The following is a 21,630-nucleotide window of genomic DNA, read 5'->3' as shown; positions in this document are numbered from 1 at the left end:
GAGTTGCCAATCGGCATTCGGAGGCCTTGCAATGAAACGAGTCCTTGTCGCGTTGGTTTTTTCCGTCTTGACAACGCCGCTGGCGCTGGCCGGCAACACGTCGTCGAATTCCAGCTCCAACTCGTCGAATGGCGTTCACACCCGCGTCGATACAATCACTACCGATGACGGCCGTGGACGGACAATTTATCAGCGGCCCAGCGTTCGCATCGACGCTGATCGCGGACGACCGACATACATGCGTAACGCCGTTCGCGAACGTTACGGCCCCATGCGCCGCTGGCACCGTGACGATGATGATGATTGAGACCATTTGCGGCCGATCCGATAACTGACGAGCGTATCGGATCGAGCCAACGGGTCGCGCGAATGCCCGACTGATGATCGGCCCCGCCCATAGGCTCACGTAGCGCCGCGCCGTAGCACCTGCGGCTACTAAGACGCCGCTCAGTCGCCGTCGCCCTGGTCGACGACACGCCCAGGCGAGTCGCTAGGCGGCCCTTTTCTTTGCGCTCCTCTTCGCTTTCTTTGGCGCCTTGCGCTTGGCGAGATGTGCGCCGACCGCCTTCGACGAATGCCCGACGGCCTTGATCGCGGCCTTCAGTCTGGCCGGCGTGACCTTGAATTTCTTTGACCAGTAGCTGACCTCATAGGGCTGGCTCACCGCGATCCGTGCCCTGTCGGCAGCCTTGTGCTTCTGCAGCTTGAAGTAAGCTTCGACGTTTTTTGCGGAGCGTCCTGCTTTGCTGACGGCGGCTTTCAGTTTGGCGGGCGTGACCTTGAACTTCTTCGACCAATAGGCGACCTCGTAAGGCTCGCTCAACGCGATCAGCCCGCGATCGGCTCCGCCGCGCTTCTTCTTGTTGTCCGCCATCACATTCTCCTGTGGTATTGTGAAAACCGACGCTTCAAACGGGAGCAACCTAACACGCCAGCTCGCATTCGGACAGATTCGGACCTGTGGAGATCTGCGCGAGGCGTTCCATCCCGCACGGTCGCGCGGATGCCGCGGTTGGGTGACGAACGAAGCGCAGGATGATTTGTTAGGTCGGTCAAACCGGCAGCGGAGGTGTGATCGATGCCTTACGAGCTCTACTACTGGCCAATGATTCAAGGCCGCGGCGAATACGTCCGTCTCGCGCTGGAAGAGGCGGGCGCCGGCTATACCGACGTGGCGCGCCACGGCAACGGCATGGCGGCGATGACACGCATGATGGAGGCGGGGAAGGGAACGCCGCCCTTCGCGCCGCCGTTCCTGAAAGCCGGAAAGCTCGTGATCGGGCAGACGGCCAACATCCTGCTCTATCTCGGATCACGGCATGGGCTGGCGCCGAAGACGGAAGCCGGCAGACTATGGGTGCACCAACTACAGCTCACGATTGCGGATCTGGTGCTGGAAGTCCACGACACCCATCATCCGCTCGGTCCCTCGCTCTACTACGAGGAGCAGAAGGCCCCGGCGAAGAAACGCACCGATGAATTCTGGAAGGCGCGCGTGCCGAAATATCTCGGCTATTTCGAAGATCTGCTGCAGGCCAATGGCGGGACCTATGTCACCGGCCGCCGCCTGACCTATGTCGACCTGTCGCTGTTTCAGATCGTCGAAGGCCTTCGCTATGCATTCCCGAACCGGATGAAGGCATTTGAACCGGAGATTCCCGGCTTGGTCGAGCTCCGCGGCAGGGTGGCAGCGAGGCCGAACATCAAGGCGTATCTGGCGAGCGATCGAAGGATTGAATTCAACGAGGACGGGATTTTCCGGAGGTACAAGGTGCTGGATGGCTGATGTTGTCATTCCGGGGCCATGCGTAGCATCGAACTACGGGGCGCCCTTGCGCACCTGAGAATCTCGAGATTCCCCAATGCGCAATTGCGCATCTGAGGTCTGGTCCTTGCTGACCATCCCGGAATGACGGTGCTCATGATCACATGTTCCTCCCATCCACCGGCGTCATCTTCAACTTCGACAGCTCGATGCCGTCGAAGCAGCTCACATTGACCGCCACCACGTCGGTGCCGTCGGGCTTCTTGCCGCGTGCGAAGACGTCGACGCCGCAATCGACGCAGAGCTGGTGGTGGATCGCGTGCTTGTTGAAGAGATACTCTTTCAGATTTTCCTCGCCGGCGCGGAGATGAAAGCTCTTCGGGTCGAGGAAGGTGAAATGCAGCCCCTTCTTGGTGCAGATCGAGCAGTTGCAGGCGGTCACCATCGCCAGATCGGTGGTGCATTCGAAGCGTACCTGCCCGCAATGGCAGCCGCCGGTATAGGTCTTGCTGTCGGGCATCTCTCCGTCATCCTTCTCACCAAATTCCAGGCACCAGACGATAGCGCACGCGGGCGGCGTAGTCAGCATAGCCCGGAAGCCCTTCGACCAATGCGCGCTCCTCGATGCGGGCGCGGATGGCGAACAGCACGGCGAATAGCGGCGCGAACGCCACGCCCCACCACGATCCGAGGAGCAGCGGTATTCCGATGAAGTACAGCATGACGGCGCTGTACATGGGATGACGAATGAAGGCGTAGGGTCCGCTCGAGATCACGCGTTGGTGGCGCGCGGCCTGCACCTTCACGACCGGAGCGGCAAACGAATTTTCGCGGAACACCCACATGATGAACGCGATTGAGAGTAAAAACATCGCAAGGCCGAGCGCCTGCAGCAGCAGCGGAACATCGGAGGCATCGGCCCGCCGGTCGAGGCCGATTGCGATGAGCCACATCAGCAGCGCTGCGACAAATATCAGCATGAATATCTTGTCGGCGGCGGGCTGGTCGGCCTGAAATTTCGGCCGCATGCGTTCGGCGAGCAAAGCCGGATCGGTCTTGGCAAGCCACAACCCGCAGGCAGGGCCGAGGATCGCACTGACGATCAACATCACCCACGCCCCCGGCCAGTCCAGCGAACCCGCCGCGGCGAACAATAATGCGCCCATGCCGACGACGACGATGGTGTTCTGCAGCAGAAGTTTTGCGATCATGCGCGGGTTCCATTGGCCCCACGCGCAACAGGATCGCGCATTTTTTCGGCAAACTTGCGGCGCCGAGGTGGGGAAGGGTACCCGCTTCTTTCGCCTGTCATACCCGCCACCAGGTCTCGCCTTCGGCGAGCCCGATGACAGGCTCAGGCAGGTGTCCAGTACGCCGCGGCCTATCGGCTCAAGGCGACGTCTCTGGAATACTGGTTCACCCGCTGGAGCCTGTCATCGGGCGGCGCTACGCGCCGACCCGTTGGCGGGTGACGACAACCGGATTGTTGGCTCAAGCCAGTTGGTCGATCCGCGTTCCCTGACCCGGCGGTAGGGGAGCGACCAGCGTCGGCTTCGGCGTGCGGGTGCCGTCGGCGGCTGCGCCGTTCTGCACGTCGGGGGTCTTGTCGGGAGCCTTGAACACGGGGACTTCGGGCGCTTTGACCACCACCGTTGCGGGGACAGCAGAGACATTCATCGGAAGCATCCTTTTGGCTGCCTCCACACTGCCCGGGTTGAAACGAACGGTTGGTGAATCCGGCCCGGCAATCCCGCGCCAACGCCGTCAATCCCGTTCAATGGTGAACAGACGCCTCGCGGAATCGTTAGAATGCGACGGATCGGGAGCGGCTTGGGCCTATTCGTCCTTGCCGCGGGTAACCACGATCGAGGCTTCGGTCTTGGAGCGCGTGCATTCCATGTTGAGCCGGCGGAAGCGCATGGAAACCTTGTCGCCGCGCAGAATGCCCATGCGCTTGATGCAGCGCGAGGAGCCGGTCGCAACGTCGGGCTTCGGAATCGTGAAAATGATGGCGCCAGCCGAGGCCACCAGTTCGAAGAATTGCGGCTTCGGCTTGCGGTCCGTCTTGGCGTAGAGCTCGTTGGAGTAATTGCGGCCGCGGCAGCCGAGCGACAGCTCCTTCGCCGCCGGATGCGTCAGATAGATCATGTTGCCGGTACTGATGCTGATCTTGAGGCCGTCGATCTGGTTCTTCAATTCCTTGGCGATATCGTCGCAGCGGTCGGCGTGTGCCGGCGATGCGTCGACCGTCGCAACCAGCGCCAGCGTGGCAGCAAGCAAGGTCGATCGGCGAAATTGTGGTCCCAAAGCCATCTGAATGCCCCTTTGCGCATATTGAAACCCGCGCGCGGATTTCCTGCAAGGGCCGCGCGCGGAAGTCAACTTGCTTGGTGTGTGTCAGAACCCGTAAATCATGATGCCGATCGCAAAGATGATCACGCCGAGCACATTGACGATCACGGTGAGGACGTCGATCAGCGTGGGAATGCTGACCAGGAGGGTGGCAAGCCCCAGCCGCTCCCTGCGTGCGGCGAGCGCGATGGCGCAGGCAGCCATCAGCGGAAACGCGACGACCTGGACGGGCGTCTGGAAGGCCGAGATGCCGCCGAAGTCGAAGCCGTGCCGCACCACCGAGGGCATGTAGTTCAGCCAGTTCATCAGCACGAGCGCGCCGAGCGCGATGACGGCGTAATGCAGCCGGCCAACTGTGGCAAACCCCAGCGCCGCCAGCGCCAGCACGGGATGGCTCGCCACATACGCCTTGATGATCGCGCCATCGATGCCAGGGCCGGGAACTTCCGACGTATCTCCGAACAGCATCGGCAAATGCGAGAGCCCTTCGAAGGCCTCGATGGCGGCAATGATGATCAGAAACAGATAAAGCCCGAGCAGGCGCAGGGGACGCGGTTGGACTGAAGCTGCGTCAGGCAATGTGGTGGCGGAGTTCATTACAGTCGCAATCGGTTCAGGGACCATCGGAAATCTCGGGTTTGTCTGGAGATGGCCGGGAACGGTTCAATCGCCGATTGGCGGCTGCAATTGCCCGGCTTCGGCCTCGTCTGGCGGGGCCAGCAAAACCTTCCTTTTGTTCGAAAAATGCTTAGAACGGGTCTATCGCTGCGGCGCCGTTCTGGCTGCCGCCGGCTCCAACCCGAGATATCGACATGAACGCCCCGACCGCATTTCCCGACCAGAAACCCGTTCCGCCCTACAAACACACGCCGCTGTTTCCGCTGGGGCCGGACACCACGCCCTATAAGAAGATCACGTCCGAGGGCGTGCGGGTCGAGAAGGTGCTCGGCAAGGACATGCTGGTGGTGTCGCGCGAGGCGTTGCGGGCGCTGTCGGAGGCTGCCTTCGGCGATATCAACCACTACCTGCGGCCCGGCCACCTGAAGCAGTTGCGCTCGATCCTGGAAGACAAGGAGGCCAGCGACAACGACAAGTTCGTCGCCTTCGACTTCCTCAAGAACGCCAACATCGCCGCCGGCGGCGTGCTGCCGATGTGCCAGGATACCGGCACCGCGATCATCATGGGCAAGAAGGGCTGCAACGTCATCACCGATGGCGACGACGAGGCGGCGCTCTCGGAAGGTGCGCGCGACGCCTACCTGCGTCGGAACCTGCGCTATTCGCAGGTCGCACCCTTGTCGATGTATGAGGAAAAGAACACCGCCAACAACATGCCGGCGCAGTGCGAGATCTACGCCGAGGGTGACGACGCCTATAAATTCATGTTCATGGCCAAGGGTGGCGGTTCCGCCAACAAGAGCTTTCTGTTTCAGGCGACGCCGTCGGTTCTGACCAAAGATCGGCTGCTGGCGTTTTTGAAGGAGAAGGTGCTCACGCTCGGCACCGCGGCGTGCCCGCCCTATCACCTCGCCATCGTCATCGGCGGCACCTCGGCCGAGCTTTGCATGAAGACGGTGAAGCTCGCGTCCGCGCGCTATCTCGATGCGCTGCCGACCCACGGCTCGGCCGACGGCAATGCGTTCCGTGACGTCGAAATGGAGCAGGAAATCCTGAAGATGACGCAGTCGCTCGGCGTCGGCGCGCAGTTCGGCGGCAAATATTTCTGCCACGACGTGCGCGTGATCCGGATGCCGCGCCATGGCGCCTCGCTCCCGATCGGGCTCGGCGTCTCCTGTTCGGCCGACCGCCAGGTGCTCGGTAAGATCACCAAGGATGGCGTCTACCTCGAAGAGCTCGAGCACAACCCGGCGCAGTATCTGCCCGCGGTCGAGCAGTCGCTCGGCGGCGAGGTCGTCAAGATCGACCTCAACCAGCCGATGAAGGAGATTTTGGCGACGCTGTCGAATTATCCGATCAAGACGCGGGTCTCGATGACCGGTACCATGATCGTCGCGCGTGATTCTGCGCACGCCAAATTGCGCGAGCGGCTGGAGAAGGGTGAGCCGCTGCCGGACTATTTCAAGAACCATCCAGTGTATTACGCCGGCCCCGCCAAGACGCCCGATGGTTACGCGTCCGGTGCGTTCGGCCCGACCACGGCGGGGCGGATGGATTCCTTCGTCGACCAGTTCCAGGCGGCGGGCGGCTCGATGGTGATGGTCGCCAAGGGCAACCGCGCGGTCGCGGTGCGCGAGGCCTGCAAGAAGCACGGCGGCTTCTATCTCGGTTCGATCGGCGGAGCTGCGGCCAATCTCGCCGAGCACTGCATCAAGAAGGTCGAGGTGGTCGAGTATCCCGAACTCGGCATGGAAGCGATCTGGCGTATCGAAGTGGTGGATTTCCCGGCCTTCATCATCATCGACGACAAGGGAAACGACTTCTTTAGGGAATTGAACCTGGGGTGAGGGCCCATCGGCCGATGGGTCAGCCGAGGACGCGATGATCGAGTGGTTCGATGACCTGAAGATAGGCATGCGCTTCAAGAGCGAGGCGGTGACGGTGTCGAAAGAGGACATCATCCGCTTCGCATCTGAATACGATCCGCAGCCGTTCCACCTCGACGAGGAGGCCGCGAAGAAGACGATTCTCGGGGGCTTGGCCGCTTCAGGATGGCACACGGCGGCGATTGCCATGCGGCTGGCAGCGAACAGTCGCCCGTTCGGACCGCATCCCTTGTTCGGCGCCGGTGTCGACGATCTGCGCTGGCTGAAGCCGGTGCGTCCCGGCGATACCATCCATCTCGAAGGGGAGGTGGTCGAGCTGGTGCCTTCGCGCACGAAGCCGCATGGCGTCGCCCGCGTCAAATGGACCGCCTACAATCAGCACGGCGAAGCGGTCTATACCTTTAACCCGATCGCAATCGTGCCCAGCCAGCCGAAGTGAGCGTGACGCTCGTACTTGGGTCACTCCCCTCGGATTTGCCGGGCATTACTCTGTGTGGTTCGGATTCAACGAAGTGCCAGCTCACGCTGCAGATGGACCGTGGACAAATATTTGTTCGGAAGGTTGGTTAGGTGAAGGCACTCGGCCTCGACGGATTCAGCAAGGGCTGGGTCGCCGTTTCGTTGGACGACGGCCAGCGGAAGATTAGTTTCCATGGCGACATTGCCGATGCGCTATCTACTCCATTCGACCGGGTAGCGATCGACATCCCAATCGGTATGGGCGACGACGGCCGACGCGGCTGCGATCTGTTTGCGCGCGAGAAATTGCGACCGCATACCTGCCGTGTCTTTAGCGGAGCGCGGCGGTGGCTGTGGGAAGAATTCGATCACCCGGACAGGGCGAATGACGAGGCGCTGCGGCGTGGACAGAAGCGCGTGTCTCGCCAGCTCTGGCATCTCGGCTCCAAGATCATGCAGGTCGATGCCTTTGTCCGCGCAAATCCTTCTCTCGATATTCGTGAAACCCATCCCGAACTTGTATTTCAGCGACTGAACGGCGGTGAACCGCTGCAGTCAAAGAAGTCCGAAGCCGGAATCCTGTTGCGCCAAAAGCTATTGAGGCGGGAAGGCTTCGAAGATATCGAACGGTGGCTTACGCGCACCCGCATGGGTACTGGAGCAAAGGCAGATGACGTCTTGGACGCCTGTGCTGCAGCTCTCGCCGCGCATGACCCTTCGGGCAGCGTTCCCGACGGATCGCCGCCCTTTGATGCGCACGGCTTATCCATGCAGATTTGGTTCTGACGCGCCGCAGGGCTCAGGCCCGCGACCCCGTGAACGGAAAGCTGCCCATCGGACCGATGCCCATTTCGCCGGACATGGTGTCGCCGGAGACTGTTCCAGTAAAGGCGAGCGTGAGCGGCATCGGGTTGGTGATGGAGATCTTCCAGGCGACGTCGTCGCCGTTGACGGTGCCGTCAAAAATTTCGCCGGAATTGCCGTCCGCTCCTTGCGTGCCCGTCAGCGCGCCGCCCGCGCTTTTCAGCGATAGCGTTGCCTTGCGCTCGCCCATCGGCGTGCTCATGGTGATATTCCAGTTTCCGTCCACGGCCATCTTTGTCTCCCCGACATTTCGACGGCAGGCCGGAATGGCCTGCGAGATCCGCCAAACTCGTGCGCGGTATAGCCTATCTCGCCACACAAGCCCAATCGTCTCAAGCGCCCTTTTGACGCGTATTTTTCAGGCTTGCTGGGCGGCGGCGCGAAGCCGGCTGCCGACCAAAATACGAAACGCGACGTATTGAATTGCAAAGGCGGCAATCTTGGCGCCGACCAGCACGACGGTCACGTAGAACGTCCACAGCGTCACGTCGCCGGTCATCGCGACACCGATGGTGCCGGCGGCGAGTGCGAAGCACAGTGCGGCCCAGGCATAGCCCGCGAAGGTGACGTATTCGGGAATGGTCTGTGTCACGATGGAGGGCATGTAGCGCAACATCCAGCCGCGCTTGAGCATGATGACGCCGATCGCGAAATGTCCAATTGCGGGTTTCGCCAGCACGAAGCGCGGGTCGTGGGTCAGAAGCGTCGCGCTGCCGAGCACGATGACGAGCCCAAGGCTGGCCCATGTCATGTAACCGAGTTCCTTGCCCTTGATGCGGGAGTAGATCACCTGCGCAATTGCGCCAGCGATCGCGACGCCGGTCGCCAGCAGCACGTTGTCAGTCGTCAGGTAGATCGCGATGAACAGGATGGTAGAGAAAAAATCGGCGCCCAGTCTGGCGAATACGTCCTTCATCGTCTTGCTCTCTGCTGATCGTGCTTCGGTTGGAAATCTGCTTCAGTTGGTGCCGGGAAGGGCGGTTGCAGGCGGCTTACCATACTTCGCCTTGCGATATTGCGGATACCATGCCGTGAAGTAGGCGGCGCTGTTGCGGGCGGCGAACGCGATCGCAAGTCCCGACCAGAGCGGCAGACCCGGTACATAGATCGTCAGCATGTTGCCGATGATCATCAGTACAAACGCGGCGTTCCAGGCCCAGGTGATGAGATAGACGGCTTTCAGAAAGCCGGGCTGCTTGGCCGTTTCGGCATCGACCTCCTCAAGTGCATATTGCAGGACGAACGGCTTGCGGATGATCAGTGAAACCAGCGAGATCGCCAACACGCCGACGTCTACCGTCAGCTTGACGGCCGAATGGCTGAGGTTCGGATCGACCAAGGAGACGTATGCGCCGAGCGCGGCAAATACGACGACCGAGCCCGCGCCGAGCATCTTGACCGAGCGGCCGCGATAAACGTCGATGCCGATGACGGCAAGGCAGATTGCGGCCGCAACGAACAGGCTGATCTCGGCCGAGGTCACCAGCATCAGCAGGGCGAACGAGCCGAACGGGGCGAGGATCAGGAAGATGGTCATGATGATCTCTCGGAGAATGACGGGCTAACTACGTCGCCCCGACCCAGTTGCCGTGAAAACCGTCAGGCACGCGGTGGCCGAGGTGCACCAGCGCGACGGGACCTCCTTCGACATCCTGCGTGTTGAATACTGCGAGATCACTGCGGTTCTCGCGCGCGCGCCAGACCGCGGCGAGAAGCCAGCCATCGCCTTCGGCGGCGTCAGGCCCGCGCTCGACGAACACCGGCTCGGAAATGGTATCGCCGGCGGGCAGCAGATAATGGCCGAGACGTTTGCCGTTGCCGTTGACATGGACAATGCCGGACAGAGCACCGAACATCGGCAAGTCAGGATTGGCGCAGGCGTACCAGCCGTGGCTGTTCGCCTGTCCCGCGCGGCGATCGTCGATGCGCGGGAATTCGCCGGTGAGCTCGTCGAGATAGGTCTGTGTGAATCGGTCGGTATTGCCTGCGAGGTCGAACGTCCAGCGGCAGTACCGCGCGCGCGATTTTTGCGGGTCCGTCTTCGAGCCGTCGGGATGGGGAAACAGCGGCGCTTCCTCGAACTGCATCACGTCGGCAACGATGCGGTTGTTCTCCTCCCACGCGTTCATGATGTGGAAGACGTAGCAGCTCTCGGCGCGGAACCAGACGAGATCCGCAGGTGAGCCGTTGCGCTTCATGACGCCGACATAAGCGCCCTTGTCCGGCTCCCAGGCATAAGGCGGCTTGCCGCGCATCGCGCGATCCATGCTGCCGGTGATCGGCAGGATCGGAAACAGCAGGTGATTTCCGGTGACGATGAAGTCATGCACCATGCTGGCGTAGGGCGCCTCGAAGCGATCGAACCGCGTCACGACGCCGGAAGCGTTGACCGAACCGAAGGAGAGGGCAGGGGTAAGGGGGCCTGCGGCGTTGTAGCCGAAGAACACCATCTCGCCGGTCACAGGATCGATCTTCGGATGCGCGGTGAAGGGACCCTTGATGGCGCCCTTGTAGTCGCAATAGCCAAGGCGGTTGAGCGTTCCGGGCTCGATCTCGGTCGGCAGATGGCCTTCCTCGAGCGCCAGCAGTTTTCCGGCATGGAAGATGATGTTGGTATTGGCGACGCCGCCGTCGTCAGTGGTCCCGACCGGCGCACCCGGCAGCTTGCGGCCGAAGCCGCCGAACAGCGCGCGGCCAGCGTCATGCTCGGCCAGCCATTTCGGGGTGCGGACCCAGCGATTGCGATAGCTGGCGCGGCCGTTCTCCAGATGGAAGGCGTGCAGCATGCCGTCGCCCACGAACCAGTGGGCGCCGGGTGCGTCGAATTGCGGGTTGGGGCCGTTGCGATAGAGCGTGCCGTTAAGCTCGCGCGGTAATTCGCCGGTCACCTTGAGGTGTGGCGCGTCGCATTCCATCGGGATCGGCGCCAGATTGGTCCGGGCCGTCTCGGTCGTTACCTGGTCGGGCATCGCGTTTCCTCCGGCTTGATCTTTACACCGTAAAGATATCAGTAGGGATGTTGCGAGCCGTCGTCAAGCAAAATCTTTACAGTGTAAAAATTGCGGTTATAAGAAGTCGCATGGCAAGAACATCGCGAGAAACCAGAACGATCCGCCCCGCCGCGAAGCGCAGGGCGGCAAAACCCGTAGCGGAGAGGCCGGCCGGCCGGCGTCGTCGTCCGGCCGGCGAGACGCCTTATCATCACGGCGATCTGCACGACGCCTTGCTTGCCGCGGCGGAGCGGGTGCTGGAACGCGACGGGCTGTCGGGCCTGACGCTGCGGGCGGTTGCGCGCGAGGCCGGCGTGTCGCATGCGGCACCGACCCATCATTTCGGCGATCTCACCGGGCTCCTGAGCGAACTTGCCGCCATCGGCTTCCGGCGCTTCAACGAGGCGATGATCGCGGCGGGCAACACCGAAACGCTCCCGCTCATGAAGGCCTTGGCGCGTGCCAAGGCCTATGTCGCCTATGCGCAGGCGCGCCCCGGCATGTACGGGCTGATGTTCCGGACCGAGCGGCTCGACATGACACGACCCTCACTGCACGAGGCGGCGACCGCCTCCTTCGAAGGACTGGCCACCGCGGTGAGCCTCAGCCGCAACGAAAAGCTCACCGGCGAAGCGCTGGAGGCTTTGTCGCTCGATCATGCCGCCGCGATTGCCCGCGCGTGGTCGCTGGTGCATGGCTTCACCACGCTGCTGCTTGATGGAAGGCTCAAGGACATCCTGCATCGGCTGCCCGAGGGGACCGGCGTCGACCAGCTTCTGGATGCAATGCTGCGTTCGACAGTGCCACGACCGTCGGGAGCGTAAGATGGCGGCCGCTCTGCGGGATTTCGCAGGCGGGATGGAGCTGTGCGGCGGTTGCGGCTGGCGTCCCGCTCAGCAGCCCCTGCAAATCTTGGTTTGCCGTGCGAGCCTTGCGTCGGCTTCCGCGTCTTCGTTGGGCTGCCGCGTCCACTCGTCGTAGCGCGCTTTGACGTCCGATCCGGCTGACCTGTCCCTGGAAGACGCTTCGTTCAGCGGCCCCAGAATGATCTCGCGATTGCGCGTCGTCCTCCGCTTCGGCTTGGCCGCCCCGGCTTGTTCGCCATCGGCGGTCGGCGGTTCACCCAACCCGTCCCAGGCGATCGGCGCGCCCGCGGTCTGCGTCGTCGAGCAGCCGGTTCCGGAGGCGCAGCAGCCGGAGAGGGCGACGCCGATTATGAGGAATGCCAGGAGTTTAATGTGCATCGCTGCCCCGAGTGACGACGTGAAATAACTAGGTTTGACAAGGTTCAAGCACTCAAGCCCGAAGCTTTGACGTTAATGCGGCAAGAAAGCGCCCGATTGCGTCTACCATCACCGCCTTGCCAATTCCACCGCGCGGCCGCGCTCGCCAATCACCTTTACTTCGTCCTTGCCGCACTTGAAATCACGTGCAAATTCGTCCGCGGCCTGGCGCGCGAGCTCGTTGGCGTTGCGGTTGGCCTGGCTGTCGATATAGGCGACGTGGCAGACCGGCCCGGGCGGCAGCCGCGTCACCGCGAGCATCGGTTTCGTGATCGGGCTTCCGCTCTTGTCCATGTCGTTGTTATCGGCGATCAGCCAGCGCTGAATGATTGCGAACGGCCTGCCGTCGATCGCCCGCCATTCGACGGTGTGGCCGGTTGAACTGAAGGGGCCGAACCAGGCCTCCGCGGCTGGCTCCTTGGCGGCGGCCTCGCGGTTTCGCCCCACCGAGACGGTTTCACGCAGATCGCCCTCGCTGATCAGTACCACCAGCCCCGATTTACCGGGGCAGACCTGCGTCGTGCTGCCGTCGGATTCGGGCTTGCCGACGGTGTGGCAGTCCTTTGGCGCGGTCGACGTGTAGCTGCTGCTGAAAGTTTGGGCGTAGGCCGCCGAAATCAGGCCGGACAGCACAACCAGGGCCGATGCGATCAATTGCGAGGAACGTTTCATCCTGCCACTCATTTCCTCTGGAACTTCGAAGATCAGACGTGCGCAATCTGGGGAAGGTTCACGGAAACGCCGCGAAACACCTGACATTCGGTTGGAATCGTCCTAGAACGGCGGCTTCGCAACTCCTCGTTTTCCGAGCGTGCAGTCATTCAGTCACCATGCCCTCCATTCCTTCGAATAAACCCTATCGCGTCGGTCGCTCCCGCACCGGACTTGGCCTTTTCGCCACCAAGCCGATCAAGAAGGGCACCAAGATCATCCGCTATTTCGGGCCGCTCCTTGATTCGAAGAAGAAAGAGGAAGACGCGATCGAGAACAAATATTTGTTCGAACTGAACGACCGCTGGACCATCGACGGCTCGGTGCGCAAGAACATCGCGCGCTATATCAACCACTCCTGCAGGCCAAACGCGGAGTCCGACGTCAAACCCCGTAAACGCAAGGTGTTCATCCGCGCCATCAAGAACATAGAGCCGGGCGAGGAGATCAACTACGATTACGGCACCGATTATTTCAAAGCCTATCTGAAGCCGATCGGCTGTAAATGTGCAGCCTGCGAGAAGAAACGCAAGAAGAAGCGTGCCGAAGCGCGGGCGGAGAAGGCGCGGCTGAAGGCCAAGGCCGAGCGGAAGGCGCTGAAGAAGGCGGAAGAGTTGGCCAAGGCCGAAGCGAAGAAGGAAAAACTGAAGGCCAAAGCTGAGCAGAAGTCGAAGAAGAAGTTCAATGGCCATGCGCTGAATGGCAAGTCACTGAATGGGACATCACTGAACGGCAGCAGCCGTGTCAGAGCGTCCGGCAAGAAATCGGCTGCCAGGAAACAGCCGGTTTCCGCGCCGGCGCCGGCCCTCCAGGCATAGGAGACCGCTTCGCCCTGACTGAATCGGAGTAAGGCTCTCGCCCTTTGTTTCGACGCGCTTCTTCAGGAGAAGCCGGGACTCACACTTAGCTAGCACGAAAATGAGCCCGAAGCGTCTGCCTTCACGAAGGCTAAGTTTGTCCAAGTGACGCCGGCGGCGCGATTTCTCTCCTGGTGGGATTCAGAAGCCACATTCAGGACACAGCGCAAGCCGTGTGCCTGCGCGAGCGCGATAGTCTCCTCGGCGGGGATCTCAAACATCCGCCGCGCGGGCGGCACGGGCCCGTGCCGGATCGTCATGGTGATAGTGCCGCCTGACCCAATCAGCGAGGCCAGATTCGGCATCGCATACTGACGCTGGGTTTGGTCGAGATGCATCCACACCGCGGTCAGCATCACGAGATCAAACGTCTCGCCGCGTGCCCGCAGGCGGATCAGATCAGGCAGGCTGTCGTCGAGCCATTCGATCAGGGGAGAGGGATGCAGCGCCATGGCGGGGATACGCAGGGCGTCGGTAGGCTCGACGGCGATAACACGATGCCCGAAGCTTGCGAACCTGGCCGCGTCCCGTCCAGTTCCTGAACCGATATCGAGCACGCGGGCCGGGGTTTTCGGTATCAGATGCAGGACATGGTGGTGATTTTCAGCCGCCCGGACGCTTTCGTAGCGCAGAAACAACTGTTCCGCTTCGCTGGCATATCCTTCCGTGCCGCTGACTTGCGCTGAAGTCATCTGTTTCCTGCACAGCTTTCTAAGCGTGCGGCGGTTTATCCGCCGGGCTTGCGCACCGACTTCGGCAACGACGAATCGCCGAAGTCGACCGCCGATCGTTGAACGATAGTGCCTGTTTCGTCGACCACGACGCGAAACCGCCGATGCGCGGACAGGAAGGTCAGCCGATGCCGGCCTAGGTCGGCATCGACGCCGCGCTCGGCAAAGCTCGTGATCCTGCCCGCCCGCATCTCCTTCTGAAGGAGCGACAGCGCAAGGCCGAGGCCTTCGGCGACGATCGCGGCATCGATCTGCACGATGCCATTCTCGAATTCGATCGGTTTCATGTTCAAGTCCTTCGGTAGGGACCTCACGCGGTCACCGGACTGCGTCTGGGCTGCGCGGGGTAGGCGCATTCCGCCAGCGTCGTGGCGTCGAGCTCGCGCATGAAGGCTTCGCGCGCGGCAGCGAGCCTCGCCTTTAGCCGGCAGCGCGGCTTCAGCACGCAACTGCCGCCGTCCTCACGAAAACATTCGACCAGCGGCGGCCCTTCCAGCGCGCGCACCACCTCGCCGATGGTGATCGACTGGGCCGGGCGGGCCAGCATGAAACCGCCACCGACGCCGCGTTGGGTCGAAATGAAGCCGCTGTCGGCGAGGTCGCGCACCACCTTGGCCAGATGGTTGCGGGAAATGCCGAACTCGGCCGCAATCTCATTGGTGGCGAAAGATCGGTCGGGTTCGCCCGCCAGCCGCATCAGGGCACGCAAGGCAAAATCCGTGAACGACGTCAGGCGCATGGGGGCCCTCTCAAAAGATCTGCTTGCAAATCATCTATAGCCGTCTAAATAGGTATTTGAAATACCTATTTAAGGGCAGGCGAAATGGAAGCGATCGTGGCAGGGCCGGAGCGGCGCGAACGGCTCACGGCCGAGATCACGCAACGAACCGGAATTGACGAGACGATGATCGAGCGCCTGGTGCGCGGCTTCTACGCCAAGGTCCGCGAGGACGCAGTGCTGGGGCCGATCTTCGAGGCGCGCATCAAGGATTGGGAGCCGCATCTGAAGCAGATGTGCGCATTCTGGTCATCCGTCGCGCTGATGACCGGCCGCTACCACGGTACGCCAATGGCCAAACATCTCCCGCTGCCGGTCGATGCCGCGCATTTCGACCGGTGGCTCGCGCTGTTCGAGGCCACTGCGCGCGAGGTCTGCCCGCCGGAAGCGGAAGCGCATTTCGTGGAACGGGCGCGGCGGATTGCGGCGAGCCTCGAGCTTGGCATCGCAGGCGCCAACGGCGTCATGCTCGCAAACGGTGAAAGATTTCGACGCAATCAGGCAGGAGCAGTGTGATGGCTTATCGTGCACATATCGTGACGAACAAGGAGCAGGCCGATCCGTATTCGGGCAGCAGCCTGGTGCCGATGCTGGTCATCGGGCTGGTGCTGACTTTTGCCGGAATGATTGCGGCGGTGGTATTGAGCTGACGCGCTCTCGCGCGTCATTCCGGGATGGTGCGTAGGCACCAGACCCGGAATCTCGAGATTCTCAGGGGCGCAAGGGCGCCCCATAGTTCGATGCTTTCGCATCGCCCCGGAATGACTCTGAGTTATGACTTACGCCGCCACCGTCTCACCGCTCTTCCGCAGCCCGATATACTGCAGCTCGGCGAACACGCCGGTTGCAATCGCCTGCGCCACGATGAAGACCTGACCGAGCAGGTTTGGCGAAACTGTGCCCGAGAACAGCAGCGCGATGCTGCCCAGCGTCCACGCGGCGTTGCCGATGATCACGAACAACACCAGCGCCCTCATCACCGTCGACCTCGTCGCCAGCCAGCCGACCAGCGCGGTGTAGGCGATCAGGAACAGGCCAGTTTCGCGCAGCAAGACTTCCGGCAGGTTGAGGAACGGCGCCAGCGTGCCGGCGCCGAGCGTTAGCGCCACAGCGGCGACGCCGCTGAAGATGGCGTCGGCGAGCAGGGCGCGGCTCAGGAAGGTGGACGGATGGATCATGACGTTCTCCTTTGCTTGGGAATGACTGGTGGCAGGGATCAGCGTTGCAGCAGCGACCGGAGCTGACGCATCAGCCGCACCGGGCAGAGCGCCTTGCCGACCCTGTTCTCGATCGTCTGCACCTGCACGAACACGAAGACACCGGTGTCATGCACCAGGGGCTCGGGCATGTTCAGGGAGCGTGCCACGAGCCAGGTGACCAGATTGCGAACCCAGGGGGTCATGGCGGCGATGAAGCGGAACAGCGAAAGCATCAGCATGGGTCATCTCCTGTGCCGCCAAAATGACCCGACCCCGCGACCCGTTTCGATTACCTCGGACGTAAGAAGGCAGACTGTTCGAAGACGTTCTAAGATGTTCGATCGTGTTCGCACACGCTCGGAAACGCTTGAAAAATAGGGCTTTGCGCGTACATTCATGTTCGTCACTGTTTGTTCTCGTTCGCGTCCAGCCGCCGACTTTGTTGGTATTTTTGTTGGTATCGGAAGAACAAACGTCGCGGCACAATTCCGATCTTCCGAGACGCGAGAAGTCGAAGCAGATGGCACGCAGTCAGGTTGGCGAGCACGCAAACCCCCAGCAGATAAGGACCGACGTCGACTGTCGCGCCGCCAAACCGAAATTCGAGAACGGCGCTTGGACCGCCACGAAAATTTCTGACGTGACAGGCGGCGGTCTCTATCTCTTCATCAAGCCGGACCTGAACAGGCCGGGCAAAGCCGCCTCCAAGCTCTGGCAGATGGCCTATCGCTTTCATGGCCGACAGAAGACCTACTCCATCGGGCCTTACGGCGATGGCAACGACGGCACCTTTTCACTCTCCACTGCACGTCAGAAGCGCGACCTCGCAAAGGCGCTGCTCGCCCAAAGCCCACCAGTCGATCCCTCCGTCGAAAAACAATTCGAAAGACATCGTCAGGCGGCCGAACGCCCTCTGGGCGTGTGGATCGATGAATGGCTTGCAGAGAAGAAGATCGAGAAGATCAAGCGCGGCAGACTTGTCACGGTTCGCAGTCCTGAAACCATCGCGCTGCTCGAAAGATGGGCTGGTTATCTGAAGGGTCGTTTCGGCAAGCTCTGTCGGAAAGACATCAAACGCCCCGACGTTCTCGCTTTCTTTCGGGCGATGCAGGCTGAAGGCAGACTAGAGACCCGTGACCGAGTTCACAGTATCGGTTCGCAAGTTTGCGACTACGCTGACCTCGAAGGGGATGGCTACAATCCGTTCCGTGCCTGCAAGAAGCAGCTTATTGCCAACGTCTCGACGCCGCGGCCCGGCGTCACTGATCCGCAGGATGTGATTCGCCTGTTCAGGCTGATCATGCCGACATGGGCGAAGGCCAGATTTGGTGATGTCGTCGGTGATGCCCTTCGGCTCGATGCACTTACCATCCCGCGCCCCGGCATGATCAACAACATGGAATGGTCAGAAGTCGACTGGGATGCCGAACGGTGGACTATTCCTGCTGCTAAGATGAAGACCGGCTGGGATCATGTCGTGCCCCTGTCGCGACAAGCCGTTGCTATCCTGCGACGCGTGCGGAAAATCAACGGCAATCGGCGCTACGTGTTCGCTTGTGCCGAAGATGCGCCCTTGTCCGGTAGATCGCTTTGTTCTCGGCTGCGTGCACTCGGCATCGACACCAAGACCGAACATTGCGCCCATGGCTTCCGCACTACATTCTCGACCCTTTGTCACCATGAGGAGATCAAGGAAGCCAAGGCGTGGGATGGCGACGTCATCGAGTTGCAACTTGCGCATCTCGAAAGTGACTCGGTGAAGGCGATCTACAAACGGCACGGACCGCTGGCTCTGATCGGCTCGCGGACCAAGCTGATGCAGCATTGGGCTGACCGGATCGATCGCTTTGCCCTCCCAAAAAAGATTGTGCCGATCAAGGAAATCCTTGAAAGCTGTGCGAACTAAGAGCGCCTTCACGTTCTCGGCTCAATGCGAGGGAGGGTCATATGATAGGCCTCGATGGAATCGGCATCGACCATGGTCTGGCCCTCCATTTTGTAGGCGATGATCTTTCCCTTCTTGATCAGCTTGTAGGCCTTGGTCCGGCCGAAACCACCCCGCTCCAACGCCTTTTTCAACGGAATCAGGTTCCGTTTTTGGCGGGGCTCATCCGTCATCGCCATCGATCGCTCCCTGCTCGGTTGTTCGTTCTTCTCCGCCGCCCAATTGAATCAACATCGGCGGTCTCGTGCGGCTAACGGCCGCGCTTTCGGAACAGCGCGCACCTGACATGCCTTTGTGAGTTTGGTTCTCGACACCAGCTTGGTGGCCGCAAGATTGGTGACCGCAACATAAAAACGAGTGGCAGGGAAGAACGCTCCGCGTCGATTCATTCAATCACGGCGTTCGCTCCTCTCTCCAGTGAAAGCTAAGAAAGCTTCGAGTATTATGGGACAGCTGAAAGAGCCGAGGATCATTGAGAGCCGGTGAGATCGGAGAAGAACACAGCGATCATTTTCCGGTGACCGGATTTTCGCATCATTTTTGGGTGTGACCAATTTTGCTGAACGCGCATCAAGCCGTCGCCTTTGTTGCTTTAGCTCGCACAATTTTGGCCATGATGAACTGGACAGGCCGACGGCTGGCCTAGCTGGCTGCTCTTGGATCACGTGAAGTGACGATGTGGTGCGGAGAGATGGCCAAAAAATGCGCGTGATGATTCACCGGCAGAGAATTTGCCCATGGTCGTGTTTGAGAGAGCCAATGCTCCAAGTTGCCAGAGGGGCCGTAATTGTCCTGCTGAGTGCTATTTGGATTGGTCGCTATGTAAGGCTAATCGTAAGGGGGCAGATGGCCCGCCGGGCGCAGCACTAAGGGTGATGGCGCGATCAGGCCAGACGGGAAAAAAGTGCAGGTACAAACAAACTATGCCGCGTCGCAAATTGGCTTATTTAGATCGACTTGAACGGTGACTGGACCGAAATCTACTATAGCCATTTTGAGCTTGTGAAGCGACGGCGCGATATACGGCGCGCGATAGTAAGCACATGGTGCCGGTAAGCGCGCTGCTCAAAATCGCGACTCTGGATACATGCCGCCGGAAAACTTGCCATTTGTTGAGGCAGGTCGAGGTCGCCCATTTTGCGGATATGAATAATTTTCGACCCGCCGTTCGATGCCTGAAGACACTACACAGCAAAAAGGGTCGGCTAATCTGCGGCCCGACTTTCGAATTTAGAACTGCTGGCTTTTTTTCACGTGATCGCGCGTTGTCTGCTTTCGCATGCCGTCGTCATTGTTCGCAAGGCGCAGAAGCCGTTTCTTGACCAAGGGGTCTGCCTCCTCCGCAAGCGCCCGAACGACGCGCGCTCTATCCACATAAAATCGCTCGCCCATGCTGGTCTCCCTTGATATGAGAGGGCACATGCCCGTTTTTGCGCCCGACAACAGTAATCCAAATCTCAGGCGACGAAGTCGCATTCACATTCTCGCCTTGTTCATTGTCGCCAATGCAGACTGTCATGATAGAAGCCCGGCTCTGTCCCAATCCGATTCGGAGAAAGAATGGCAAAAGCAAAGAAAGTAGTTCGCCGCGCGTGGACGAAAGACGATGTTCGAACAATGAAGACCATGGCAAAAGCAAAGTTAGGCGTCGCCAGGATCGCAAAAGCGCTAAAGCGGACTCCCGCTGCCACCACTGCGATGGCAGCAAAGCTAGGCGTTTCATTATCAACGCGCGCTTAGCCTGTAGGCGACCGGCCGGAGTGCGGCCTGTCGCCCATTTCCCGCATCGGTGAATCTGAGCGATTGGTGGCGGTCACGTCGGGGCCAATCAAATGTGAGTCGGCTAAGCTGCCGAGCATTCGGAACCTCGCCGTCCTTGTGAGGCGTTCGTTGAAGTCGGGGTGGTCCCAGGTGCCACAGCCCGTATCCCTTCGCGTTGGATACCACACGGCTTTCGCTGATCGTGGCGTCGAAGGACTCGTGCGTGTGGCCATAGAGCCAGAGGTCGGCCGGGCGCAGCGCGCCCCGTCCGTCGTCACGCAGTCGCGTTAGATCGCTGCGGTAGGCGGCGTCGAGGGCGAGGTCGCTCTCCGGACGCTGCGCTGTGGCGGCATCTGTCGCACCGGCGCATGGTGCATGACGAGGACCAGGCGGTCCCCGCCGCGGGGCTTGCGCATTTCGGCGTCCAGAAACGCCACAGAATTGAGATGCCTCATGAGGGCGTTATGCGGCAGGAAGCGCGGCTCATAGTTTGAAACCCGGATCTTCTTGAAGTCGTTCATCCGGTCGCCGGCGGTCATCATCGCGCGATGCGCGTGGCCGTTGAGGCCGACGTCCGTCCAGAGGGTCGCACCCGCGAACGTGACATCGCCGACGCGGACGGTCTCGTTCTCCGCAACCTGCACCTGCATTCCGTCAGCCGCAGCCCTGGCCTTCTCAAGCGTCCTTCCCAGGTCGTGCCGTAACCTTTGTGATTGCCCATGACGTAGATGTGGGGCCGGTCTGTCATGCGGTCGAGCAACCAGCGGACGCCGCGCTCAGCCCTGGGGACCACGTCGCCGGCGACGATCAGCACGTCGTAATCCGGACGCGCCGCGTCGGACGCAGGTCCCAGCCCCGCGTGAGCTCGAGATGGATGTCGGACATGACCCGCAAGCGCATGGTCAGTCCTCCTCGCCTTCGCGGTCGAGGAGTTCGGCCCGGCTCAGGCTTTCGATGATCTCATACACGAGCTGGTCGGGAGCGCGAACTGCACCTCGCGCGAGCCGCAGCGCGGGCACTCGTGCCGCTTCGGGTCGTAGACGAAATCGCCTTCCTGGCCGCAAGCGCGACAGCGGAATCTGGTCATCCCATTCCTCCTCGATTCCGGCGTAGGCGGGATCGACGTCCACGAACGCATCGTTCTCCCGGTCGTAGCGTCGGCAGGTGGTCCGGCGCTGATCGCCGATGCCGTACCGGACGATGCCAATGTTCTCGAAGCCGGGACGGACCTCGGCAGGGGGCCGGCCCTCGGCGTACCGGTAGCAGCGAGTCGTCAGCCAGCCGCCGCCGCGGAGGACGCCGACCTCGCCGCACACTTCACAGGTGCAGGCGCTGCGGGCCTCGGCCAGATCGATCGCCTCCTCGACCTGGCCGTTCGCGTCAAGAGACAATCGGTCCGTCCAATACAGGGGGCGGGCCATATTCTCTCTG

Annotated in this window: 32 protein-coding genes; 11 read left to right on the top strand and 21 right to left on the bottom strand. The window is 61.2% G+C overall.

Annotated elements, in window-relative coordinates:
* Positions 1–31: 31 nt before the first annotated feature.
* The gene (locus LMTR3_RS38225) at positions 32–307 is read left to right on the top strand and encodes a hypothetical protein (RefSeq protein ID WP_141686939.1); all 276 of its coding nucleotides are present in this window, start codon (positions 32–34) and stop codon (positions 305–307) included.
* A gap of 183 nt (positions 308–490) precedes the next feature.
* On the opposite strand, the gene LMTR3_RS33620 is transcribed toward LMTR3_RS38225, so the two are convergent.
* On the bottom strand, positions 491–874 hold the full coding sequence (locus LMTR3_RS33620) for a DUF3606 domain-containing protein (protein WP_065749236.1): 384 nt from the start codon (positions 872–874) through the stop codon (positions 491–493).
* A 204-nt stretch (positions 875–1,078) separates the two neighbouring features.
* Here LMTR3_RS33620 and LMTR3_RS33615 point away from each other — a divergent pair, with 204 nt between their 5' ends.
* Complete coding sequence (locus tag LMTR3_RS33615; RefSeq protein WP_065749235.1) at positions 1,079–1,786, top strand: glutathione S-transferase; 708 nt, start codon at positions 1,079–1,081, stop codon at positions 1,784–1,786.
* 139 nt (positions 1,787–1,925) lie between these two features.
* Here LMTR3_RS33615 and LMTR3_RS33610 read toward each other — a convergent pair whose 3' ends face one another.
* From LMTR3_RS33610 to LMTR3_RS33590, 5 genes are all read right to left on the bottom strand, one after another.
* On the bottom strand, positions 1,926–2,285 hold the full coding sequence (locus LMTR3_RS33610) for a GFA family protein (protein WP_028348664.1): 360 nt from the start codon (positions 2,283–2,285) through the stop codon (positions 1,926–1,928).
* A gap of 16 nt (positions 2,286–2,301) precedes the next feature.
* Positions 2,302–2,976: a methyltransferase family protein gene (locus LMTR3_RS33605; RefSeq protein WP_065749234.1), complete on the bottom strand. Its 675-nt coding sequence runs from the start codon at positions 2,974–2,976 to the stop codon at positions 2,302–2,304.
* Positions 2,977–3,256: 280 nt separating this feature from the next.
* A complete protein-coding gene (locus tag LMTR3_RS33600; RefSeq protein WP_141686938.1) occupies positions 3,257–3,442 on the bottom strand; it encodes a hypothetical protein in 186 nt (61 codons plus the stop codon).
* A 159-nt stretch (positions 3,443–3,601) separates the two neighbouring features.
* On the bottom strand, positions 3,602–4,078 hold the full coding sequence (locus LMTR3_RS33595) for a hypothetical protein (RefSeq protein ID WP_065749232.1): 477 nt from the start codon (positions 4,076–4,078) through the stop codon (positions 3,602–3,604).
* 84 nt (positions 4,079–4,162) lie between these two features.
* A complete protein-coding gene (locus tag LMTR3_RS33590) occupies positions 4,163–4,714 on the bottom strand; it encodes a hypothetical protein (protein WP_065749231.1) in 552 nt (183 codons plus the stop codon).
* Positions 4,715–4,929: 215 nt separating this feature from the next.
* Between LMTR3_RS33590 and LMTR3_RS33585 the strand changes: the two genes are divergently transcribed.
* From LMTR3_RS33585 to LMTR3_RS33575, 3 genes are all read left to right on the top strand, one after another.
* Positions 4,930–6,582, top strand: a complete 1,653-nt coding sequence (locus LMTR3_RS33585) for a fumarate hydratase (protein WP_065749230.1) — start codon at positions 4,930–4,932, stop codon at positions 6,580–6,582.
* 34 nt (positions 6,583–6,616) lie between these two features.
* Positions 6,617–7,060 (top strand): MaoC family dehydratase, encoded by a 444-nt coding sequence (locus tag LMTR3_RS33580; RefSeq protein ID WP_065749229.1) that lies wholly within the window; start codon positions 6,617–6,619, stop codon positions 7,058–7,060.
* 131 nt (positions 7,061–7,191) lie between these two features.
* The gene (locus LMTR3_RS33575; protein WP_084029969.1) at positions 7,192–7,866 is read left to right on the top strand and encodes a DUF429 domain-containing protein; all 675 of its coding nucleotides are present in this window, start codon (positions 7,192–7,194) and stop codon (positions 7,864–7,866) included.
* A 13-nt stretch (positions 7,867–7,879) separates the two neighbouring features.
* On the opposite strand, the gene LMTR3_RS33570 is transcribed toward LMTR3_RS33575, so the two are convergent.
* The 4 genes from LMTR3_RS33570 to LMTR3_RS33555 all read right to left on the bottom strand — a co-directional run bounded on the left by LMTR3_RS33570 (position 7,880) and on the right by LMTR3_RS33555 (position 10,913).
* On the bottom strand, positions 7,880–8,176 hold the full coding sequence (locus LMTR3_RS33570; RefSeq protein ID WP_065749228.1) for a hypothetical protein: 297 nt from the start codon (positions 8,174–8,176) through the stop codon (positions 7,880–7,882).
* A 126-nt stretch (positions 8,177–8,302) separates the two neighbouring features.
* Positions 8,303–8,860: an inner membrane-spanning protein YciB gene (locus LMTR3_RS33565; RefSeq protein ID WP_065749227.1), complete on the bottom strand. Its 558-nt coding sequence runs from the start codon at positions 8,858–8,860 to the stop codon at positions 8,303–8,305.
* Between the two features lie 42 nt (positions 8,861–8,902).
* Positions 8,903–9,481 carry a hypothetical protein gene (locus tag LMTR3_RS33560; protein WP_065749226.1) on the bottom strand — a complete coding sequence of 193 codons (579 nt, stop codon included), beginning with the start codon at positions 9,479–9,481 and terminating at the stop codon, positions 8,903–8,905.
* Positions 9,482–9,509: 28 nt separating this feature from the next.
* Complete coding sequence (locus LMTR3_RS33555; RefSeq protein ID WP_065749225.1) at positions 9,510–10,913, bottom strand: carotenoid oxygenase family protein; 1,404 nt, start codon at positions 10,911–10,913, stop codon at positions 9,510–9,512.
* Positions 10,914–11,023: 110 nt separating this feature from the next.
* On the opposite strand from LMTR3_RS33555, the gene LMTR3_RS33550 reads away from it, so the two are divergent.
* Positions 11,024–11,758: a TetR/AcrR family transcriptional regulator gene (locus LMTR3_RS33550; protein WP_065749224.1), complete on the top strand. Its 735-nt coding sequence runs from the start codon at positions 11,024–11,026 to the stop codon at positions 11,756–11,758.
* 69 nt (positions 11,759–11,827) lie between these two features.
* Here the strand turns inward: LMTR3_RS33550 and LMTR3_RS33545 are convergent, their stop codons facing one another.
* Together LMTR3_RS33545 and LMTR3_RS33540 are read right to left on the bottom strand one after the other, a co-directional pair.
* Positions 11,828–12,178: a hypothetical protein gene (locus LMTR3_RS33545; protein WP_065749223.1), complete on the bottom strand. Its 351-nt coding sequence runs from the start codon at positions 12,176–12,178 to the stop codon at positions 11,828–11,830.
* A gap of 108 nt (positions 12,179–12,286) precedes the next feature.
* Positions 12,287–12,889, bottom strand: coding sequence for a hypothetical protein (locus LMTR3_RS33540; RefSeq protein ID WP_065749222.1), 603 nt, complete (start codon positions 12,887–12,889; stop codon positions 12,287–12,289).
* Between the two features lie 158 nt (positions 12,890–13,047).
* On the opposite strand from LMTR3_RS33540, the gene LMTR3_RS33535 reads away from it, so the two are divergent.
* On the top strand, positions 13,048–13,746 hold the full coding sequence (locus LMTR3_RS33535; protein ID WP_065749221.1) for an SET domain-containing protein: 699 nt from the start codon (positions 13,048–13,050) through the stop codon (positions 13,744–13,746).
* Positions 13,747–13,835: 89 nt separating this feature from the next.
* Here the strand turns inward: LMTR3_RS33535 and LMTR3_RS33530 are convergent, their stop codons facing one another.
* The 3 genes from LMTR3_RS33530 to LMTR3_RS33520 are packed head-to-tail and all read right to left on the bottom strand — an operon-like array spanning position 13,836 to position 15,255.
* Positions 13,836–14,477 carry a class I SAM-dependent methyltransferase gene (locus LMTR3_RS33530; protein WP_065749220.1) on the bottom strand — a complete coding sequence of 214 codons (642 nt, stop codon included), beginning with the start codon at positions 14,475–14,477 and terminating at the stop codon, positions 13,836–13,838.
* A gap of 35 nt (positions 14,478–14,512) precedes the next feature.
* Positions 14,513–14,803: a DUF6522 family protein gene (locus LMTR3_RS33525; RefSeq protein ID WP_065749219.1), complete on the bottom strand. Its 291-nt coding sequence runs from the start codon at positions 14,801–14,803 to the stop codon at positions 14,513–14,515.
* A 23-nt stretch (positions 14,804–14,826) separates the two neighbouring features.
* Positions 14,827–15,255: an RrF2 family transcriptional regulator gene (locus LMTR3_RS33520; protein ID WP_065749218.1), complete on the bottom strand. Its 429-nt coding sequence runs from the start codon at positions 15,253–15,255 to the stop codon at positions 14,827–14,829.
* Positions 15,256–15,339: 84 nt separating this feature from the next.
* On the opposite strand from LMTR3_RS33520, the gene LMTR3_RS33515 reads away from it, so the two are divergent.
* Both LMTR3_RS33515 and LMTR3_RS39940 read left to right on the top strand, forming a co-directional pair.
* Positions 15,340–15,810, top strand: a complete 471-nt coding sequence (locus LMTR3_RS33515; protein ID WP_065749217.1) for a group III truncated hemoglobin — start codon at positions 15,340–15,342, stop codon at positions 15,808–15,810.
* A complete protein-coding gene (locus tag LMTR3_RS39940) occupies positions 15,810–15,944 on the top strand; it encodes a hypothetical protein (protein WP_283807553.1) in 135 nt (44 codons plus the stop codon). Before LMTR3_RS33515 ends, LMTR3_RS39940 begins: the two co-directional genes overlap by 1 nt.
* A gap of 129 nt (positions 15,945–16,073) precedes the next feature.
* On the opposite strand, the gene LMTR3_RS33510 is transcribed toward LMTR3_RS39940, so the two are convergent.
* Complete coding sequence (locus LMTR3_RS33510; protein ID WP_065749216.1) at positions 16,074–16,472, bottom strand: hypothetical protein; 399 nt, start codon at positions 16,470–16,472, stop codon at positions 16,074–16,076.
* Between the two features lie 38 nt (positions 16,473–16,510).
* Positions 16,511–16,732 (bottom strand): hypothetical protein, encoded by a 222-nt coding sequence (locus LMTR3_RS33505; protein ID WP_065749215.1) that lies wholly within the window; start codon positions 16,730–16,732, stop codon positions 16,511–16,513.
* A gap of 281 nt (positions 16,733–17,013) precedes the next feature.
* On the opposite strand from LMTR3_RS33505, the gene LMTR3_RS33500 reads away from it, so the two are divergent.
* A complete protein-coding gene (locus tag LMTR3_RS33500; protein WP_065749347.1) occupies positions 17,014–18,399 on the top strand; it encodes a tyrosine-type recombinase/integrase in 1,386 nt (461 codons plus the stop codon).
* An 8-nt stretch (positions 18,400–18,407) separates the two neighbouring features.
* Here the strand turns inward: LMTR3_RS33500 and LMTR3_RS33495 are convergent, their stop codons facing one another.
* Together LMTR3_RS33495 and LMTR3_RS38820 are read right to left on the bottom strand one after the other, a co-directional pair.
* Positions 18,408–18,617 carry a helix-turn-helix domain-containing protein gene (locus LMTR3_RS33495; protein WP_028348683.1) on the bottom strand — a complete coding sequence of 70 codons (210 nt, stop codon included), beginning with the start codon at positions 18,615–18,617 and terminating at the stop codon, positions 18,408–18,410.
* A gap of 1,051 nt (positions 18,618–19,668) precedes the next feature.
* Positions 19,669–19,830, bottom strand: coding sequence for a hypothetical protein (locus LMTR3_RS38820; RefSeq protein WP_176722050.1), 162 nt, complete (start codon positions 19,828–19,830; stop codon positions 19,669–19,671).
* A 168-nt stretch (positions 19,831–19,998) separates the two neighbouring features.
* Between LMTR3_RS38820 and LMTR3_RS37145 the strand changes: the two genes are divergently transcribed.
* Positions 19,999–20,178, top strand: coding sequence for a hypothetical protein (locus LMTR3_RS37145; protein ID WP_084029968.1), 180 nt, complete (start codon positions 19,999–20,001; stop codon positions 20,176–20,178).
* A gap of 308 nt (positions 20,179–20,486) precedes the next feature.
* On the opposite strand, the gene LMTR3_RS38815 is transcribed toward LMTR3_RS37145, so the two are convergent.
* Together LMTR3_RS38815 and LMTR3_RS33480 are read right to left on the bottom strand one after the other, a co-directional pair.
* Positions 20,487–20,849: a metallophosphoesterase family protein gene (locus LMTR3_RS38815; RefSeq protein WP_065749213.1), complete on the bottom strand. Its 363-nt coding sequence runs from the start codon at positions 20,847–20,849 to the stop codon at positions 20,487–20,489.
* Between the two features lie 252 nt (positions 20,850–21,101).
* Positions 21,102–21,620, bottom strand: a complete 519-nt coding sequence (locus tag LMTR3_RS33480) for a hypothetical protein (RefSeq protein WP_141686936.1) — start codon at positions 21,618–21,620, stop codon at positions 21,102–21,104.
* Between the last annotated feature and the right edge of the window lie 10 nt (positions 21,621–21,630).

The organism is Bradyrhizobium sp. LMTR 3, from assembly GCF_001693485.1.
GTDB lineage: Bacteria > Pseudomonadota > Alphaproteobacteria > Rhizobiales > Xanthobacteraceae > Bradyrhizobium.
The sequence above is the reverse complement of the archived record's forward strand: the minus strand, read 5'-3'. Positions and strand labels throughout refer to the sequence as shown.

What these genes read in the sequence shown, in the direction of transcription:
- LMTR3_RS38225 (WP_141686939.1), top strand. Translation starts at nt 32, where the DNA reads ATGAAACGAGTCCTTGTCGCGTTGGTTTTTTCCGTCTTGACAACGCCG.
- LMTR3_RS33620 (WP_065749236.1), bottom strand. Translation starts at nt 874, where the DNA reads ATGGCGGACAACAAGAAGAAGCGCGGCGGAGCCGATCGCGGGCTGATC.
- LMTR3_RS33615 (WP_065749235.1), top strand. Translation starts at nt 1,079, where the DNA reads ATGCCTTACGAGCTCTACTACTGGCCAATGATTCAAGGCCGCGGCGAA.
- LMTR3_RS33610 (WP_028348664.1), bottom strand. Translation starts at nt 2,285, where the DNA reads ATGCCCGACAGCAAGACCTATACCGGCGGCTGCCATTGCGGGCAGGTA.
- LMTR3_RS33605 (WP_065749234.1), bottom strand. Translation starts at nt 2,976, where the DNA reads ATGATCGCAAAACTTCTGCTGCAGAACACCATCGTCGTCGTCGGCATG.
- LMTR3_RS33600 (WP_141686938.1), bottom strand. Translation starts at nt 3,442, where the DNA reads ATGAATGTCTCTGCTGTCCCCGCAACGGTGGTGGTCAAAGCGCCCGAA.
- LMTR3_RS33595 (WP_065749232.1), bottom strand. Translation starts at nt 4,078, where the DNA reads ATGGCTTTGGGACCACAATTTCGCCGATCGACCTTGCTTGCTGCCACG.
- LMTR3_RS33590 (WP_065749231.1), bottom strand. Translation starts at nt 4,714, where the DNA reads ATGAACTCCGCCACCACATTGCCTGACGCAGCTTCAGTCCAACCGCGT.
- LMTR3_RS33585 (WP_065749230.1), top strand. Translation starts at nt 4,930, where the DNA reads ATGAACGCCCCGACCGCATTTCCCGACCAGAAACCCGTTCCGCCCTAC.
- LMTR3_RS33580 (WP_065749229.1), top strand. Translation starts at nt 6,617, where the DNA reads ATGATCGAGTGGTTCGATGACCTGAAGATAGGCATGCGCTTCAAGAGC.
- LMTR3_RS33570 (WP_065749228.1), bottom strand. Translation starts at nt 8,176, where the DNA reads ATGGCCGTGGACGGAAACTGGAATATCACCATGAGCACGCCGATGGGC.
- LMTR3_RS33565 (WP_065749227.1), bottom strand. Translation starts at nt 8,860, where the DNA reads ATGAAGGACGTATTCGCCAGACTGGGCGCCGATTTTTTCTCTACCATC.
- LMTR3_RS33560 (WP_065749226.1), bottom strand. Translation starts at nt 9,481, where the DNA reads ATGACCATCTTCCTGATCCTCGCCCCGTTCGGCTCGTTCGCCCTGCTG.
- LMTR3_RS33555 (WP_065749225.1), bottom strand. Translation starts at nt 10,913, where the DNA reads ATGCCCGACCAGGTAACGACCGAGACGGCCCGGACCAATCTGGCGCCG.
- LMTR3_RS33550 (WP_065749224.1), top strand. Translation starts at nt 11,024, where the DNA reads ATGGCAAGAACATCGCGAGAAACCAGAACGATCCGCCCCGCCGCGAAG.
- LMTR3_RS33545 (WP_065749223.1), bottom strand. Translation starts at nt 12,178, where the DNA reads ATGCACATTAAACTCCTGGCATTCCTCATAATCGGCGTCGCCCTCTCC.
- LMTR3_RS33540 (WP_065749222.1), bottom strand. Translation starts at nt 12,889, where the DNA reads ATGAAACGTTCCTCGCAATTGATCGCATCGGCCCTGGTTGTGCTGTCC.
- LMTR3_RS33535 (WP_065749221.1), top strand. Translation starts at nt 13,048, where the DNA reads ATGCCCTCCATTCCTTCGAATAAACCCTATCGCGTCGGTCGCTCCCGC.
- LMTR3_RS33530 (WP_065749220.1), bottom strand. Translation starts at nt 14,477, where the DNA reads ATGACTTCAGCGCAAGTCAGCGGCACGGAAGGATATGCCAGCGAAGCG.
- LMTR3_RS33525 (WP_065749219.1), bottom strand. Translation starts at nt 14,803, where the DNA reads ATGAAACCGATCGAATTCGAGAATGGCATCGTGCAGATCGATGCCGCG.
- LMTR3_RS33520 (WP_065749218.1), bottom strand. Translation starts at nt 15,255, where the DNA reads ATGCGCCTGACGTCGTTCACGGATTTTGCCTTGCGTGCCCTGATGCGG.
- LMTR3_RS33515 (WP_065749217.1), top strand. Translation starts at nt 15,340, where the DNA reads ATGGAAGCGATCGTGGCAGGGCCGGAGCGGCGCGAACGGCTCACGGCC.
- LMTR3_RS39940 (WP_283807553.1), top strand. Translation starts at nt 15,810, where the DNA reads ATGGCTTATCGTGCACATATCGTGACGAACAAGGAGCAGGCCGATCCG.
- LMTR3_RS33510 (WP_065749216.1), bottom strand. Translation starts at nt 16,472, where the DNA reads ATGATCCATCCGTCCACCTTCCTGAGCCGCGCCCTGCTCGCCGACGCC.
- LMTR3_RS33505 (WP_065749215.1), bottom strand. Translation starts at nt 16,732, where the DNA reads ATGCTGATGCTTTCGCTGTTCCGCTTCATCGCCGCCATGACCCCCTGG.
- LMTR3_RS33500 (WP_065749347.1), top strand. Translation starts at nt 17,014, where the DNA reads ATGGCACGCAGTCAGGTTGGCGAGCACGCAAACCCCCAGCAGATAAGG.
- LMTR3_RS33495 (WP_028348683.1), bottom strand. Translation starts at nt 18,617, where the DNA reads ATGGCGATGACGGATGAGCCCCGCCAAAAACGGAACCTGATTCCGTTG.
- LMTR3_RS38820 (WP_176722050.1), bottom strand. Translation starts at nt 19,830, where the DNA reads ATGGGCGAGCGATTTTATGTGGATAGAGCGCGCGTCGTTCGGGCGCTT.
- LMTR3_RS37145 (WP_084029968.1), top strand. Translation starts at nt 19,999, where the DNA reads ATGGCAAAAGCAAAGAAAGTAGTTCGCCGCGCGTGGACGAAAGACGAT.
- LMTR3_RS38815 (WP_065749213.1), bottom strand. Translation starts at nt 20,849, where the DNA reads ATGCAGGTGCAGGTTGCGGAGAACGAGACCGTCCGCGTCGGCGATGTC.
- LMTR3_RS33480 (WP_141686936.1), bottom strand. Translation starts at nt 21,620, where the DNA reads ATGGCCCGCCCCCTGTATTGGACGGACCGATTGTCTCTTGACGCGAAC.